Below are 16986 nucleotides of genomic sequence, written 5' to 3' on the forward strand. Positions count from 1 at the left end.
AAAGTGGGGGAAGTCAATCTGCCGGGCCGGCAAACTTCGCGGCGAGCGCACGGCTCGCATTGGCGAGCAGCGACGTGTCGATACCGACGGCGATGAACGTCACGCCGAGGTCGAGGTAATGGCGCGCCAGCGCCTCGTCGACACACAGGATGCCGGCCGGTTTACCGGCGGCGCGAATGCGCGCGATGCCATCTTCGATGGCCTTGCGCACGTCCGGATGGGTTGCCTGACCGAGATAACCCATCGACGCGGCCAGATCTGCCGGGCCGATGAACACCCCGTCGACACCGTCGACCGACGCGATGGCATCGACCTGCGCAAGCGCCTCGGCGGTTTCCACCTGCACCAGCAGACACGTGGTGTCGTTCGCCGCATGCAGATAGTCGTCGTAGCGATTCCAGCGCGACGAGCGGGCGAGCCCGCTGCCAACACCGCGCGTGCCCTGCGGCGGATAGCGCATGGCGCTGACCAGCGCCGCCGCCATGTCCGCGGATTCGACCATCGGCACGAGCAACGTCGTCGCGCCGATTTCGAGCACCTGCTTGATGAGCACCGCATCGCCCTGCGGCAAACGCACGACCGGGTGCGACGGATAAGGGGCGACCGCCTGAAGGGCCGCGAGCGTCGAGCGCAGATCGTTAGGCGCGTGCTCGCCGTCGATCACGATCCAGTCGAAGCCGCTGCCGGCACACAACTCGGCGGCGTACGGTGTGGCGAGTCCCATCCACAGGCCGATCTGGCGCTGCCGGTTGGCGAGCGCCTGCTTGAATGCATTCGGGGGCGTTTTCATGAGGTCGGTTCCGAAGTTCGGGGAGTCGGTCAGACGAAGCGCACGCCGATCGCCCCCAAGGGGCCGTAATCGGCATGAAAGACATCGCCCGCCTTGCAGGCGACCGGTCGCGTGAACGACCCGGCGAGCACGATCTCGCCCGCCTGTAAGCCTTCGTCAAAGGCCCCCAGTTTGTTGGCGAGCCACGCGACACCGTTGCCCGGGTGATTCAGCACTGCGGCGCTCAGGCCCGATTCTTCGATCACGCCATTGCGGTAGAGCAGCGCACCCGTCCAGCGCAGATCGATGGCATCCGGTTTGACCGGGCGCCCGCCCAGCACGATGGCAGCATTGGCCGCGTTGTCGGCGATGGTGTCGAACACTTTGCGCGGTGCCTGCGTGTCGCGGTCGAACAGCTCGATGCGGCCGTCGATCAGCTCAAGTGCAGGCGTGACCCATGCCGTGGCGTCGAGCACGTCGAACAACGTGACGCCCGGGCCCTGGAGCGGCTTGGCCAGAATGAACGCCAGTTCCACTTCGAGACGCGGCACGATAAAGCGCCCCGCTTCCAGCGTGGCGCCGTCGGCGACGAGCATGTCGTCGAGCAACGTGCCGTGGTCGGGTTCGGTGATTTGCGCGGCAACCTGCATCGCGCGCGAAGTCAGTCCAATCTTGTGACCGATCACTCGGCGGCCTTCGGCGTATTTCAGCGCGAGCCACGCTTGCTGAATCGCGTAGCTGTCGGCGATGGAAATGTCGGGGTAGCGGCGCGAGAACTGCGTGACCGGCGTGCGGCTGCGCTCGGCGTCATGCAACTCGCGGGCAAGGGCTTGATGAATCGACGCATCCAGCATCTCGTTTGTCTCCGTAGCGCCGCCGCTCGCTCGGACGCATGGGGTGCGCAGAGCGCGATGTGGGGCGGCGCGGTTCTTGTCTCGGTGCGCTCTATTCTTGCGGCTCGGCGCCTGCGGAACAATCAATCGATTTTGGGCGATTAGTAAGCAAAACTGGATAATCGTCAGCCGCCCCTCAAGTCCCCTCGACACCCTTCAGCGCCCTTCTTCGGCCCGAAAGACCCTACTGTCGCAATCCAGCCACGGCCTCAACTACCCGTTGAAATTCACGAACGGCATTCGGCTTCCCCGGCTTCTTCTCGTATTTCTTCGCTTTTGTCGCCCTTTTCCAAGCAATGTGTCCGTTTTTGCGTACCGCTATGCGCACCACGGCCACGCACCCGCAAATACCGATTCCCGATCAGCAATACCCATTAAAAATGAGAGTGATTTGCATTTATAATCCGCGACGTTTTATTACAACGCATTACTCATAACAACCGACCGCGCCCGGGGGCTCGCCAAGAGCGAAGGCCGCGCTCGTCACACTCACGAAGTCTCGAAGGTCAGCAAAGATGAAGATGTCCGAACGTCGCCGCGCGTCAGCGTCGACCACTTTCAGCGCCGCCGTGTTGCCGGCAGCCCGCCTCCCCCGTGCCACCGCCTGTGCCGCCGCCCTGTTGATGGCCACGCTCGGCGTCGCCCATGCCCAGCAGGCCGGCAATTCGGTCAGCAATTCGGCGAACAACGCCGCCGCCACGCGCGCCGCCGACGAGGCGAAGGCCGACGTCGAACTCGGTGCGGTCAACGTCTCGGGCGACTGGCTCGGCACAGGCTTGGATAACAGTGCGAAGACCTTCCCGGGCGCACGTACGGTCGTGAAGAAGGATCAGATCGACGCATCGGGTGCGGCAAGCATCGGCGACGTGCTGCGCCGCGTGCCGGGCGTGCAGGCCACCGACAACTCCAGCTCCGCCGGCAGCGCCATCTCGCTGAACATCGGCGTGCGCGGTCTTGCGGGCCGTTTCAGCCCGCGCTCGACCGTGTTGCTCGACGGCATTCCGCTCGCCGTGGCGCCCTACGGCCAGCCGCAACTGTCGTTCGCCCCGGTCAGCCTCTTCAACATCGAGAGCATCGACGTCGTGCGTAGCGGCGGTGCCGTGCGCTATGGCCCGCAAAACGTGGGCGGCGTGATCAACTTCAAGACGCGCTCGATTCCGAACACGCCGGGTCTGACCGGCGACGCCACCGTGCGTCAGAACATTTACACCACCGGTGGCGGCGCCAACACGCAATACGGCCTGTTCCTCGGCACGCAGATGGACAACGGGCTGGGCTTGGCACTGCTCTACTCGGGCATGGTCGGCCGCGACTGGCGCACGGGCAGCAACGAAAACGTGAACGACCTCGCGTTGAAGTGGCGCTACGACATCACGCCGAGCCAGCAGGTCTACGGTAAGGTCTCGTACTACGACGCCAAGTCGATGACGCCGGGTGGCCTGACGGCTGCGCAGTACAACGCCGATCCGTTCCAGAACACGCGGCCGAACGACTACTGGAGCGGCAATCGCACCGGGCTCGACTTCGGCTACCTGAACACGATCTCCGAGACGCAGGAATTCGAGCTCCGCACGTTCTTCAACGAGAGCTACCGTCAAAGCTCGCTGACCAATCTGTCGGTGCTGCCGCTCGTGACCATTCACCAGCCGCGCAACTATCAAACATTCGGCATCGAGCCGCGTTACACGCAGCGCCTGTTCCTCGGCCCGACGGCGCATGACGTCACGGTCGGCTATCGCTTCATCCGCGAGCGCGGCGACGACAACAACTTCAGCACGACCCTGTCCAACGGCAAGAACTCGGCGACCACCACGTTCTACAACTACACCACGGCGAATGCGGTCTATATCGACGATCGCATGGCGTGGGGTAACTGGCGTCTGACGCCGGGCGTGCGCTACGAAATGATCTCCTCGCAGCGCGTCGACAAGGCCTCGGGCAGCACCTTCCGCACCGACAACAACAAGCCGCTGCCGTCGGTGAACCTGTCGTATCTGGTGAATAGCGCGTGGACAATCTTCGCGGACTACAGCACGTCGTTCGGCCCGGTGCAGAACACGCAGCTGAACTCGATGTCGGCGTCGAACCCGCTTCAGCCGGAAGTGGCACGCACGTATGAAATCGGCACGCGCTGGACGGACAACCGCTGGCGCGCCGAGTTGACGGCGTTCAAGATGAAGTTCGACAACCAGATTCTGCAAGTGCCGAACGTCAGTCCGGCGACCTTCCAGAACATCGGTGCGACGAATCACGACGGTATCGAAACCGCGCTCGATTACACCTTCGATCGCGACAGCGTGCTGCGCGGCCTGAACCTGTACGCGAACTTCACGTACGTGCGTGCGATCCAGAAGTCGGGCACGACTGCCGGTCTCGACGTGCCGTTCTACTCACGCTTTACCGACACGCTCGGCGCGCGCTACGCGATCGGCCAGTGGACCCTCAACGTCTCGACCACGCACCAAAGCTCGCAGTACTCGGACTTGGCGAACACCGAAGCGCAATCGGCCGACGGGACCAACGGCAAGGTGCCGGGTTACCGTGTGTGGAATCTGCAAGCGATGTACAAGCTGCCGTTCTACAAGAACGCCGATGTCACCGTGGGCGTGAACAACGTCTTCGACAAGCGCTTCTACACGCGTAACACCGATCAGAACGGCGGCATCATGGTCGGCGCCCCGCGTATGGTCTACGTGCAGGGCCACTTCGGGTTCTGATCGTGACGGCGTAGTCGTCACGTAGCAAGAAACCGCAGCCCCAAAAAAAACGGCACCCCGCAAAGGGTGCCGTTTTTCACATCAACTTCTGTCGCAACAAAGTCAGAGGTGGCAGCGCCGGTTTTCGCCAGCGCCGCCCGCCACCTTACTCTGCCGTCGGCTCTTCCACCGATGCGGGCATCGGGGCAAACGCCTCTTCCAGAGCGATCTGGTCGTGACGCTCGCGATCCGACGTTTCGCGGGCCTTGCGGGCCTTGTGATACGCCAGACCCGTACCTGCCGGGATCAGACGGCCGACGATGACGTTTTCCTTCAGGCCACGCAGGTCGTCCTTCTTGCCCATGATGGCGGCTTCGGTCAACACGCGCGTCGTTTCCTGGAACGATGCCGCCGAGATGAACGAGTCCGTCGACAGCGACGCCTTCGTAATACCCAGCAACACGTTCTCGTACTGCGCCGGACGCTTGTCCAAAGCGTTCATGGCGTCGTTCTCGTCGAGCATGTCCGAGCGTTCGACCTGTTCGCCGGTGATGAAGCGCGTATCGCCCGAATCGACGATCTGCACACGACGCAGCATCTGGCGAACGATCACCTCGATGTGCTTGTCGTTGATCTTCACACCCTGCAAACGGTACACGTCCTGAACTTCGTCGACGATATAACGTGCCAGTGCCTCAATACCCTGCAAGCGCAGAATGTCGTGCGGATCGGCCGGGCCGTCCACGATCATTTCGCCCTTGTTCACCACCTGACCGTCGTGCACCAGCACCTGCTTTTCCTTCGGAATCAGGAACTCGTGCTGGTTGCCGTCCAGATCGGTAATGACCAGACGCTGCTTGCCCTTGGTGTCCTTACCGAACGACGTCGTACCCGTGACTTCGGCCAAAATGCCGGCGTCCTTCGGTGCACGTGCTTCGAACAGTTCGGCCACACGCGGCAGACCCCCGGTAATGTCGCGAGTCTTTTGCGCTTCGGTCGGGATACGTGCAAGCACTTCACCCACCGGCACTTGCTGACCGTCCTTGATGGTGATCAGTGCGCCCACCTGGAAGCCGATCGTCACAGCGTGATCGGTACCCGGGATCTTCACTTCCACACCATTCTCGTCGAGCAGCTTGACCTGCGGACGCACGTTCTTCGACGCCGGACCACGACGCTTCGGATCGATCACGACCAGCGTGGACAGACCCGTCACATCGTCGATCTGCTTGGCAACCGTGACACCTTCCTCGACATTCTCGAATCGGGCGAAACCGCCGTGTTCGGTAATGATCGGGCGCGTCAGCGGATCCCACGTACCGAGTTGCGTACCGGCCTTGACCTGCGAACCGTCCAGATGGAGCAGCGTCGCGCCGTACGGCACTTTGTGACGCTCGCGCTCGCGACCGTGATCGTCCGTGATCAGGATTTCACCCGAACGCGAAATCACGATCTGCTCGCCGCGGCCATTCGTCACGTAACGCATCGTTGCCGTGAAGCGAACCGTACCGTTCGACTTGGCTTCGATCGACGAGGCCACTGCCGCACGCGATGCCGCACCACCGATGTGGAACGTACGCATCGTCAGCTGCGTGCCCGGCTCACCGATCGACTGTGCTGCGATCACGCCGACGGCTTCGCCGACGTTCACACGCGAACCGCGACCCAGGTCACGGCCATAGCACAGTGCGCACAGACCGTAACGCGTATCGCAGGTCAGCGGCGTGCGCACGCGCACTTCGTCGATACCCAGCGATTCGATCGTTTCGACAACGTCTTCGTCCAGCAGCGTGCCGGCCTCGTACACCGTCTCTTGCGTTTCCGGATTCACAACATCCGACACGGCCACGCGACCCAGAATACGGTCACGCAGGGCTTCGACCACTTCACCGCCCTCGACCAGCGCCTTCATTGCCACGCCGTTGCTCGTGCCGCAATCGTCTTCGACCACGACCAGATCCTGCGTCACGTCAACCAGACGACGCGTCAGGTAACCCGAGTTAGCCGTCTTCAGTGCCGTATCCGCCAGACCCTTACGTGCACCGTGGGTCGAGATGAAGTACTGCAACACGTTCAGGCCTTCGCGGAAGTTCGCGGTAATCGGCGTCTCGATAATCGAGCCGTCCGGCTTGGCCATCAGGCCACGCATACCGGCGAGCTGACGAATCTGAGCGCTCGAACCGCGAGCACCCGAGTCGGCCATCATGTAAATCGAGTTGAACGATTCCTGACGCACGGTCTTGCCATCGCGATCGACCGTTTCTTCCGTCGAGAGCTGTTCCATCATGGCCTTGCCCACGGCGTCGCCGGTTGCACCCCAGATGTCCACGACGTTGTTGTAACGCTCTTGCGCCGTGACCAGACCCGACATGTACTGACGGTCGTATTCCTTGACCTTCTTCGACGCTTCGCCGATCAGCTCTTCCTTCTTCGTCGGCACGAGCATGTCGTCGACGCAGATCGAGATACCGGCACGCGTTGCGAGCTTGAAGCCCGACTGCATCAGCTTGTCGACGAAGATCACCGTCTCGCGCAGACCGCAGCGGCGGAACGCCGTGTTGATCAGCTTCGAGATTTCTTTCTTCTTGAGCGACTTGTTCAGCACCGAGAACGGCAGGCCCGGCGGCAGAATTTCGGACAGGATCGCGCGGCCGACAGTCGTCGGATACAGCGTGATCTTCGGCACGAACTTCGGCGCACCTTCCGAGGTGTCCTCGTTGTGAACCATCTCGGTGATACGCACGTTCACGCGCGAAGCCAGTTCGACTTCCTTGTTGTCGTACGCACGCAGCACTTCCGAGACGTCGGCAAACGAAATGCCTTCGCCGCGGCCGTTGATCTTGTCACGCGTCGCGTAGTACAGACCCAGCACGATATCCTGCGACGGCACGATCGACGGATCGCCGTTAGCCGGGAACAACACGTTGTTCGAGGCCAGCATCAGGGTACGCGCTTCCATCTGCGCTTCGAGCGACAGCGGCACGTGAACGGCCATCTGGTCACCGTCGAAGTCGGCGTTGAACGCCGCGCAAACCAGCGGGTGAAGCTGAATTGCCTTGCCTTCGATCAGCACCGGCTCAAACGCCTGAATACCCAGGCGGTGCAGCGTCGGTGCGCGGTTCAGCATGATCGGATGCTCGCGGATCACCTCTTCCAAGATGTCCCACACCACCGCCGTCTGGTTCTCGACTTCCTTCTTCGCGGCCTTGATCGTCGTGGCCACGCCCATCACTTCCAGCTTGTGGAAAATGAACGGCTTGAAGAGTTCGAGCGCCATCAGCTTCGGCAGGCCGCACTGATGCAGCTTGAGCGTCGGGCCCACGGTAATCACCGAACGGCCCGAGTAGTCAACGCGCTTACCGAGCAAGTTCTGACGGAAACGACCGCTCTTGCCCTTGATCATGTCAGCCAGCGACTTGAGCGGACGCTTGTTAGCCCCCGTCATGGCCTTGCCGCGACGACCGTTATCGAGCAGCGAATCCACCGACTCCTGCAACATGCGCTTTTCGTTGCGCACGATGATGTCCGGTGCCTTCAGCTCGAGCAGACGCTTCAGACGGTTGTTACGGTTGATGACGCGGCGATACAGATCGTTCAGGTCCGAGGTCGCGAAGCGGCCACCGTCGAGCGGCACCAGCGGGCGCAGTTCGGGCGGCAGCACCGGCAGCACTTCGAGCACCATCCACTCGGGCTTGATGCCCGAGCGTTGGAATGCCTCGAGCACTTTCAGGCGCTTGGCGAACTTCTTGATCTTGGCTTCCGAGCCCGTGACTTTGAGCTCCTCGCGCAGACGTTCGACTTCCGAATCGATGTCGATCGCGCGCAGCAGCTCACGCACGCCTTCCGCGCCCATCTCGGCACGGAATTCGTCGCCGTATTCCTCGACCTTGTTGTAGTAATCCTCTTCGGTCATGATCTGCCGCGCTTTGAGCGGCGTCATGCCCGCTTCGATCACCACGTAGGCTTCGAAGTACAACACGCGTTCGATGTCGCGCAGCGTCATGTCGAGCACCATGCCCAGACGCGACGGCAGCGACTTCAGGAACCAGATGTGAGCGACCGGCGAGGCCAGCTCAATGTGGCCCATGCGTTCGCGACGCACCTTGGCCAGCGTGACTTCCACGCCGCACTTCTCGCAGATCACGCCACGGTGCTTCAGGCGCTTGTACTTGCCGCAAAGGCATTCGTAATCCTTGATCGGACCGAAGATCTTTGCGCAGAACAGACCATCACGCTCGGGCTTGAACGTCCGATAGTTGATCGTTTCCGGCTTCTTGACTTCACCGAACGACCACGAGCGGATCTTGTCCGGCGAAGCCAGACCGATCTTGATCGCGTCGAACTGTTCGTCCTGCTGGACTTGCTTGAATAGATCGAGCAAAGCTTTCATTGCTTTCTCCTATATGCCTGAACGCGATTAACCGCGCTCCAGGTCGATATCGATACCGAGCGAACGGATTTCCTTGACCAGCACGTTGAACGATTCCGGCATGCCGGCATCGATCACGTGATCGCCCTTGACGAGGTTTTCGTACACCTTCGTACGACCGTTCACGTCATCCGACTTCACCGTCAGCATTTCTTGCAGCACGTACGATGCGCCGTAAGCTTCCAGTGCCCACACTTCCATTTCACCGAAACGCTGACCACCGAACTGGGCCTTACCGCCCAACGGCTGCTGCGTCACCAGCGAGTACGGACCGGTCGAACGCGCGTGCATCTTGTCGTCGACCAAGTGGTGCAGCTTCAGCATGTGCATGAAGCCGCAAGTGACCGGGCGCTCAAACGCTTCGCCGGTACGGCCGTCATGCAGCGTGACCTGGTTCTTCGACGGCGTCATGCCGAGGCCCTTCGCAATGTGATCCGGGAAAGCCAGATCCAGCATGCGGCGGATTTCCTCTTCGTGCGCACCATCGAACACCGGCGTTGCGAACGGCACGCCGTTCTGCAAGTTGCGCGCCAGCGACATGATCTCGTCGTCCGACAGGCTGTCGATATCTTCTTGCTGACCGCTCTCGTTGTAGATCTTCGTCAGGAACTTGCGAACTTCCTGGACCTTGGTGTGCGCTTGCAGCATTTCGCCGATGCGCCAACCCAGACCCTTCGCTGCCCAGCCGAGGTGCGATTCGAGAATCTGACCCACGTTCATCCGCGACGGCACGCCGAGCGGGTTGAGCACGATGTCTGCCGGACGGCCATCAGCCATGTACGGCATATCTTCGATCGGCACGATCTTCGAGACCACACCCTTGTTACCGTGACGGCCGGCCATCTTGTCACCAGGCTGGAGACGGCGCTTCACGGCCAGGTACACCTTGACCATCTTCAACACGCCCGGCGGCAGTTCGTCGCCTTGCGTGAGCTTCTTGCGCTTCTCTTCGAAGGCCAGATCGAACTGGTGACGCTTCTGCTCGATCGATTCCTTGATCTGCTCGAGCTGTTGCGCACCTTCGTCTTCGGCCAGACGAATGTCGAACCAGTGGTAGCGGTCCAGATCAGCCAGGTATTCCTTGGTGATCTTGGTGCCCTTGACGAGCTTCTTCGGGCCGCCATTGGCCGACTTGCCCACCAGGAAGCGCTCCAGACGCTGGAATGCATCGCCTTCCACGATACGCAGCTGGTCGTTCAGGTCCAGGCGGTAGCCCTTCAGTTCATCGTCGATGATCTGTTGAGCGCGCTTGTCGCGCTGGATACCTTCACGCGTGAACACCTGCACGTCGATGACGGTGCCGCTCATGCCCGAGGGCACGCGCAGCGAGGTGTCCTTCACGTCCGAGGCCTTCTCGCCGAAGATCGCACGCAGCAGCTTTTCTTCCGGCGTGAGCTGGGTTTCGCCCTTCGGCGTGACCTTGCCCACCATCACGTCGCCGGCTTCGACTTCCGCGCCGATGTACACGATGCCCGACTCGTCCAGACGGCTCAGTTGCACTTCCGCCAGGTTCGAGATGTCGCGCGTGATTTCTTCAGGTCCGAGCTTCGTGTCGCGAGCGACCACGTTCAGCTCTTCGATGTGAATCGACGTGTAACGGTCTTCCGCAACGACACGCTCCGAGATCAGGATCGAATCCTCGAAGTTGTAGCCGTTCCACGGCATGAACGCGATCAGCATGTTCTGACCCAGCGCCAATTCGCCCAGATCGGTCGACGCGCCGTCGGCGATCACATCGCCGCGCGCCACCTTGTCGCCCACTTCTACGATCGGGCGCTGGTTGATGTTGGTGTTCTGGTTCGAACGCGTGTACTTGATCAGGTTGTAGATGTCGACGCCCACTTCACCGGCCAGCGCTTCGTCATCGTTCGCACGAATCACCACACGGCCTGCGTCGACGTAGTCCACCACGCCGCCACGGAAGGCTTGCACCGTCGTACCCGAGTCGACTGCCACGGTACGTTCGATACCCGTACCCACCACCGCTTTTTCCGGACGCAGGCAAGGCACGGCCTGGCGCTGCATGTTCGAGCCCATCAATGCGCGGTTCGCGTCATCGTGTTCAAGGAACGGAATCAGCGAGGCTGCGACCGAGACGATCTGCGACGGGGCCACGTCCATGTACTGGATGCGGTCCGGCGTGACCATCAGCGTTTCACCGGCTTCACGCGACGACACGAGTTCGTCGGTGAGCGAGCCGTCGGCGCCGATCGACGCGTTCGCCTGAGCGATCACGTAACGACCTTCTTCAATGGCCGACAGGTAGTCGATCTGGTCGGTGACCTTGCCGTCTTCCACCTTGCGGTACGGCGTCTCGAGGAAGCCGTATTCGTTCAGGCGGGCGTACAGTGCCAGCGAGTTGATCAGACCAATGTTCGGACCTTCCGGCGTTTCAATCGGGCACACGCGACCGTAGTGAGTCGGATGCACGTCGCGCACTTCGAAGCCGGCACGCTCACGCGTCAGACCGCCCGGGCCCAGTGCGGAAACACGACGCTTGTGCGTGATTTCCGACAGCGGGTTGGTTTGGTCCATAAACTGCGACAGCTGCGACGAACCGAAGAACTCGCGAATGGCCGACGAGATCGGCTTGCTGTTGATCAGGTCGTGCGGCATCAGGTTTTCCGACTCGGCCTGACCCAGACGTTCCTTCACAGCGCGCTCGACACGCACCAGACCAGCACGGAACTGGTTCTCGGCGAGTTCGCCGACGCAACGCACACGACGGTTACCCAAGTGGTCGATATCGTCCACTTCGCCGCGGCCGTTACGCAGATCCACCAGGATCTTGATCGTCGCGAGGATGTCGTCGTCTTCCAGCGTCATCGGGCCGAGCACGTCATCACGGCCGACGCGACGGTTGAACTTCATACGACCCACCTTCGACAGGTCGTACGCTTCTTCGCTGTAGAACAGACGGTTGAACAGGGCCTCGACCGCATCTTCGGTCGGCGGCTCACCCGGGCGCATCATGCGGTAGATCGCGATACGCGCGGCCGTACGGTCGGCGGTTTCGTCGATACGCAGCGTGGCCGAGATGTACGGACCTTGATCCAGATCGTTCGTGTAGAGCGTCTGAATATCCGACACACCCGACTCGCGCAGCTTGAGCAGCACGCTTTCGGTGATTTCGTCGTTGGCGTTAGCGATCACTTCGCCGGTATCGGCGTCGATCACGTTCTTCGCCAGCACGCGGCCGAGCAGGTAGTCTTCCGGCACCGAGATGAACTTGGTGTTGGCGTTTTCCAGATCACGGATGTGCTTGGCGTTGACGCGCTTGTCCTTTTGGACAATGACCTTGCCTTCGCGATCGGTGATGTCGAAACGAGCCACTTCACCACGCAGACGCTCCGGCACGAACTCCATCTGCGCGCCTTCCGGCATCAGCTTGAAGTTGTCGAACACGAAGAAGTTCGCGAGGATCTGTTCCGGCGTCAGGCCAATGGCCTTGAGCAGGATCGTGACCGGCATCTTGCGACGGCGGTCGACGCGGAAGTACAGGATGTCCTTCGGATCGAATTCGAAGTCCAGCCACGAGCCGCGGTAGGGGATGATACGTGCAGAGAACAGCAACTTGCCCGAGCTGTGCGTCTTGCCCTTGTCGTGTTCGAAGAACACGCCCGGCGAACGGTGCAGCTGCGAGACGATGACACGCTCCGTGCCATTGATGACGAAGGAACCCGTGGACGTCATGAGCGGAATTTCGCCCATGTACACTTCCTGTTCCTTGACTTCCTTGACGACGGGCTTGTTCGGCGATTCCTTATCCAGGATCACCAGACGAACTTTGGCGCGCAGAGCCGAGCAAAAAGTCAGGCCGCGCTGTTGACATTCCTTGACATCGAACGCGGGAGTACCGAGCAAATAGCTGACGAACTCAAGGCGTGCGAACCCGTTGTGAGAAACGATCGGGAAAATGGAGGAGAAGGCCGCTTGCAGACCCTCCGGTTTCCGCTCCGATGCAAGCGCTTCGGCCTGCAAGAACGATGTGTACGAGGCGAGCTGGGTAGCCAGCAAAAACGGCACCTTGTGCACGTTCGGACGCTTCGCAAAACTCTTGCGAATGCGTTTCTTCTCGGTGAAGGAATAGTGCATTACGATCTCCGAATCACTACGGTGACGACGACGGCAGGCATCGCCAACGGGTGTTCATCGACTGAGACCAGACGTCCTCCACGGCGGGCTTGCCATGGAGCAACGAGCTTGGTGGTTGGCCGCTACCAACCGCTGGCTGACGGCGACGGATGCCTGTGTTGCCCGTCGCCCGACCAAACTTGCCTTCTGCAGTCGCTTCAGAAGACAAAGAGAAGAACCGCCCTGACCTTCACGGCGCAATCTTTTCTTTGGCCTCTCTCAGTGTGTAACGCGCGTTTCAAACGCCACGATTCACACAGCCATCACTAAAACCTGTTTGACTTCAACTACTTGGCGCTTCTCTGCGCCTGCTTTCGAATACCGCACACTGGATGTGGGTTTTGCAACGCCTGAAAGCACAAAAAGGCTGACGACTTTTCGTCGCCAGCCTTCCCTACGCGCGGAGCCGAATTACTTGATTTCGGCCTTGGCGCCAGCGTCTTCCAGCTTCTTCTTGGCTTCTTCAGCAGCAGCCTTGTCGACGCCTTCCTTGACAGCCTTCGGAGCACCGTCAACCACATCCTTGGCTTCCTTCAAGCCCAGGCCGGTCAGTTCGCGCACGGCCTTGATGACGCCGACCTTGTTTGCGCCGACTTCCGTCAGGATGACGTTGAATTCGGTTTGCTCTTCAGCAGCAGCAGCACCACCGCCTGCGCCTGCCGGGCCAGCGACCGACAGAGCAGCTGCCGACACGCCGAACTTTTCTTCGAACGCCTTGACCAGGTCGTTCAGTTCCATAACCGACATCGAGCCAACGGCTTCGATGATGTCTTCTTTAGTGATTGCCATTTGTAAAACTCCTAGATTGTGTTCGGACCGAAGTCAGCGATCGTGTAACCGGGACGAGAATTAAGCAGCTTCCGCTTGCTTCTTCTCGGCCACGGCAGCCAGGACGCGAGCAAAGCCGGAAACCGGCGCTTGCATGACACCCAGCAACTTCGCGAGCAGTTCGTCGCGGCTCGGGATCGACGCCAGCGCTTGCACGCCAGCCTTGTCCATCACCTTGCCGTCGTACGAGCCGGCCTTCAAGATCAACTTGTCGTTGCCCTTCGAAAAGTCGTTCAAGACTTTCGCAGCGGCTACGGGATCCGTCGAGATACCGTAGATCAGAGGACCGGTCATCTGTTCAGCCAGGTCAGCAAACGCCGTGTTTTCCACTGCGCGGCGTGCCAGCGTGTTCTTCAGAACGCGCAGGTAGACGCCTTGCTGACGCGCGCTAGCGCGAAGCTTCGTCAGATCGCCAACCGTGATTCCGCGATATTCAGCCACAACGATGGTCGAAGCACCGGCGACTTGCGCCGAAACTTCTGCCACGACGGCTTTCTTATCATCAAGATTAAGTGCCACGGTTAACCTCCAAAATTGACATCACCTCATGGTGATGCCGTTCCACTAACGGCTTACCGACATGTCTGGAGTTTCAATCACCGCGCCGGTTGTCCGTGCGCCATGATGTGACTGCATACTTGTTCGGGTTCGCCATCTGCGTTGGCTGGCGTATTAAGGGAGTGTCAGTGAATGCCCATTCCCGCCAACGGTCTTTGATAACCGAAAGCGTTTTCCGAAGAACCCGCTTTCGCCCAAAGTCTTTTGCTGCTGGCTATCGACCTCTAGGATCTACAGCCATCGCAGGGGACGCCATCACCCTGCGATTGCGATACTTTGCAGTGCCGCTCGCCGTGTCTGCCGCTTAGGCCGACAGCGACGTCTGGTCCACACGCACGCCAACACCCATCGTGCTCGACAGGGCGATCTTGCGCAGGTAGACACCCTTGCTCGAGGCCGGCTTGGCCTTCGTCAGGGCTTCCAGGAGTGCCGACAGGTTCTGTTGCAGCGATGCTGCTTCGAACGATGCGCGACCGATCGTGGCGTGGATGATGCCGCCCTTGTCGACGCGGAATTGCACCTGACCTGCCTTGGCGTTCTTCACAGCCGTAGCGACGTCCGGGGTCACCGTGCCAACCTTCGGGTTCGGCATCAGGCCGCGCGGGCCGAGAATCTGACCCAGCGTACCGACGACGCGCATCGTGTCCGGCGAAGCGATCACGATGTCGAAGTCCATCTTGCCGGCCTTGATTTGCTCAGCCAGGTCTTCCATACCGACGATTTCAGCGCCGGCAGCCTTGGCTTGCTCAGCCTTTTCCCCTTGGGCGAAAACGGCAACGCGAACCGACTTACCGGTACCTGCCGGCAGGACGACCGAACCACGAACCACTTGGTCCGACTTCTTTGCATCCACGCCCAGTTGAACGGCGACGTCGATCGACTCGTCGAACTTGGCGCTTGCGCATTCCTTGACCAGAGCCAGAGCGTCGCCGACCGGGTACAGCTTGTTGCGGTCGACCTTGGCGGCCAATGCTTGTTGACGCTTAGAGATCTTAGCCATTACAGACCCTCCACCGTGATGCCCATCGAACGTGCGCTGCCAGCGATGGTGCGAACCGCAGCGTCCAGATCGGCAGCGGTAAGGTCAGGCATCTTGGTCTTCGCGATTTCTTCCGCTTGTGCGCGGGTGATCTTGCCCACCTTGTCGGTGTGCGGCTTGGCCGAGCCCTTGTCGAGCTTGGCAGCCTTCTTGATCAGCACGGTTGCCGGCGGGGTCTTCAGAACGAACGTGAAGCTCTTGTCCGCGAAGGCGGTGATCACCACCGGCGTCGGCAGACCCGGTTCGAGGCCCTGCGTCTGGGCGTTGAACGCCTTGCAGAACTCCATGATGTTCAGGCCGCGTTGACCCAGTGCCGGGCCCACGGGGGGCGACGGGTTGGCTTTACCTGCAGGAATCTGCAGCTTGATAAAGCCGATGATTTTCTTTGCCATGGTTTACTCCGGAACGAATATGTGGCGCATATTCGGGGTTGAGTCATAGCGCGCGTTCACCAAAAAAAACGGGCTACTGACGCTCCTCGGCGACGACTGTCACCAACGCAAAAACGCGCCGGACATCGCCCGGCGCATCTTATTCTTAGATCTTTTCGACTTGTCCGAACTCCAGTTCTACCGGAGTTGCCCGTCCAAAAATGGTGACGGAAACACGTAGGCGGGACTTTTCGTAGTTCACTTCTTCGACCGAGCCATTGAAGTCCGTGAAAGGACCATCCTTGACTCGAACAAACTCGCCCACTTCGAACAACGTCTTCGGACGCGGCTTTTCCACCCCGTCCTTGATTTGAGACATGATCTTGTCGACCTCGGCCTGACGAATCGGCGTCGGACGGTTGCCCGTGCCGCCGACGAAGCCGGTGACCTTGGCGGTGTTTTTCACCAAGTGCCACGTCTCATCCGTCATTTCCATCTCGCACAGCACGTAGCCGGGGAAGAAACGACGTTCGGTGACCGATTTCTGGCCACCCTTGGTTTCTACAACTTCTTCGGTCGGGACCAGGATCTCGCCGAAATAATCTTCCATCCCTGCGCGCGCAATGCGCTCGCGAAGCGCCTTGGCTACGCTCTTTTCCATGCCGGAATACGCATGAACGACGTACCAGCGCTTCTTACTCGGTGCAGCCCCGGTATCAGACATATCACTTCCAGCCAAGAATTAAAGAGAACACTGCCCATTCGATCGTCTTGTCGCTGATCCAAAGATACAGCGCCATGATGATGACGAACGCGAAGACAATCGCGGTCGTTTGAGCGGCCTCTTTACGGGTCGGCCAAACGACCTTACCCACTTCCCGATACGCATCCTTAGCAAAGGCCATGAAGCCCTTGCCGGTTTGCGATGCCAATCCAACACCTGCGGCAATGGCCAGAACGACGACAATGGCAGCAACACGCACATACAGTGCTTGTTGTTCCAAGGCGTAGAACGCCACGACACCAGCAACAACCAACAGCGCGGCCAGAGCCAGCAGCAGCTTGTCGCCAGTCGTACGTACAGTTTCTACGGGAGAATTCGCCATTTCCAGCTTGCAGACAGTTGTTTGGCAGGGGCAGAGGGAATCGAACCCCCAACCTTCGGTTTTGGAGACCGACGCTCTGCCAGTTGAGCTATACCCCTAAAACAGCAGCGGGGCCAGCCGCCAAAAGCTGACCCCCGTAAGCGCGGACCTTTAAAGGACCGGC

Annotated in this window: 11 protein-coding genes and 1 tRNA gene; 1 reads left to right on the forward strand and 11 read right to left on the reverse strand. The window is 60.4% G+C overall.

All coding sequences use genetic code 11. The features are described 5' to 3' along the window. Positions 1–13 precede the first annotated feature (13 nt). The gene (hpaI, locus tag CDV44_RS01200) at positions 14–790 is read right to left on the reverse strand and encodes a 4-hydroxy-2-oxoheptanedioate aldolase (protein WP_087686343.1); all 777 of its coding nucleotides are present in this window, start codon (positions 788–790) and stop codon (positions 14–16) included. 29 nt (positions 791–819) lie between these two features. Beyond that, positions 820–1623 (reverse strand): 2-oxo-hept-4-ene-1,7-dioate hydratase, encoded by an 804-nt coding sequence (gene hpaH / locus CDV44_RS01205; RefSeq protein ID WP_087686344.1) that lies wholly within the window; start codon positions 1621–1623, stop codon positions 820–822. A gap of 554 nt (positions 1624–2177) precedes the next feature. Between hpaH and CDV44_RS01210 the strand changes: the two genes are divergently transcribed. After that, the gene (locus CDV44_RS01210; RefSeq protein WP_087686345.1) at positions 2178–4379 is read left to right on the forward strand and encodes a TonB-dependent siderophore receptor; all 2202 of its coding nucleotides are present in this window, start codon (positions 2178–2180) and stop codon (positions 4377–4379) included. Positions 4380–4524: 145 nt separating this feature from the next. On the opposite strand, the gene rpoC is transcribed toward CDV44_RS01210, so the two are convergent. The 9 genes from rpoC to CDV44_RS01255 form a co-directional block, all read right to left on the reverse strand. Then, on the reverse strand, positions 4525–8748 hold the full coding sequence (rpoC, locus tag CDV44_RS01215; protein ID WP_058376406.1) for a DNA-directed RNA polymerase subunit beta': 4224 nt from the start codon (positions 8746–8748) through the stop codon (positions 4525–4527). Between the two features lie 27 nt (positions 8749–8775). Further along, entirely contained in the window at positions 8776–12882 is a 4107-nt protein-coding gene (gene rpoB, locus CDV44_RS01220; protein WP_058376407.1) for a DNA-directed RNA polymerase subunit beta, read from the reverse strand. A 450-nt stretch (positions 12883–13332) separates the two neighbouring features. Continuing rightward, the gene (gene rplL / locus CDV44_RS01225) at positions 13333–13710 is read right to left on the reverse strand and encodes a 50S ribosomal protein L7/L12 (RefSeq protein ID WP_087686346.1); all 378 of its coding nucleotides are present in this window, start codon (positions 13708–13710) and stop codon (positions 13333–13335) included. Positions 13711–13770: 60 nt separating this feature from the next. After that, positions 13771–14268, reverse strand: coding sequence for a 50S ribosomal protein L10 (gene rplJ / locus CDV44_RS01230; RefSeq protein ID WP_087686347.1), 498 nt, complete (start codon positions 14266–14268; stop codon positions 13771–13773). Between the two features lie 343 nt (positions 14269–14611). Next, positions 14612–15307 (reverse strand): 50S ribosomal protein L1, encoded by a 696-nt coding sequence (gene rplA, locus CDV44_RS01235; RefSeq protein ID WP_058376410.1) that lies wholly within the window; start codon positions 15305–15307, stop codon positions 14612–14614. After that, the gene (rplK, locus tag CDV44_RS01240) at positions 15307–15738 is read right to left on the reverse strand and encodes a 50S ribosomal protein L11 (protein WP_058376411.1); all 432 of its coding nucleotides are present in this window, start codon (positions 15736–15738) and stop codon (positions 15307–15309) included. The genes rplA and rplK overlap by 1 nt, the downstream gene beginning before the upstream one ends. A gap of 145 nt (positions 15739–15883) precedes the next feature. Further along, entirely contained in the window at positions 15884–16441 is a 558-nt protein-coding gene (gene nusG, locus CDV44_RS01245) for a transcription termination/antitermination protein NusG (protein ID WP_058376412.1), read from the reverse strand. 1 nt (position 16442) lies between these two features. After that, positions 16443–16823, reverse strand: a complete 381-nt coding sequence (secE, locus tag CDV44_RS01250; protein ID WP_087686348.1) for a preprotein translocase subunit SecE — start codon at positions 16821–16823, stop codon at positions 16443–16445. A gap of 22 nt (positions 16824–16845) precedes the next feature. Further along, a tRNA-Trp gene (locus CDV44_RS01255) sits at positions 16846–16921 on the reverse strand. Positions 16922–16986 lie beyond the last annotated feature (65 nt).

This window comes from Pandoraea sp. PE-S2R-1 (assembly GCF_002179865.1).
Taxonomy (GTDB): Bacteria; Pseudomonadota; Gammaproteobacteria; order Burkholderiales; family Burkholderiaceae; genus Pandoraea.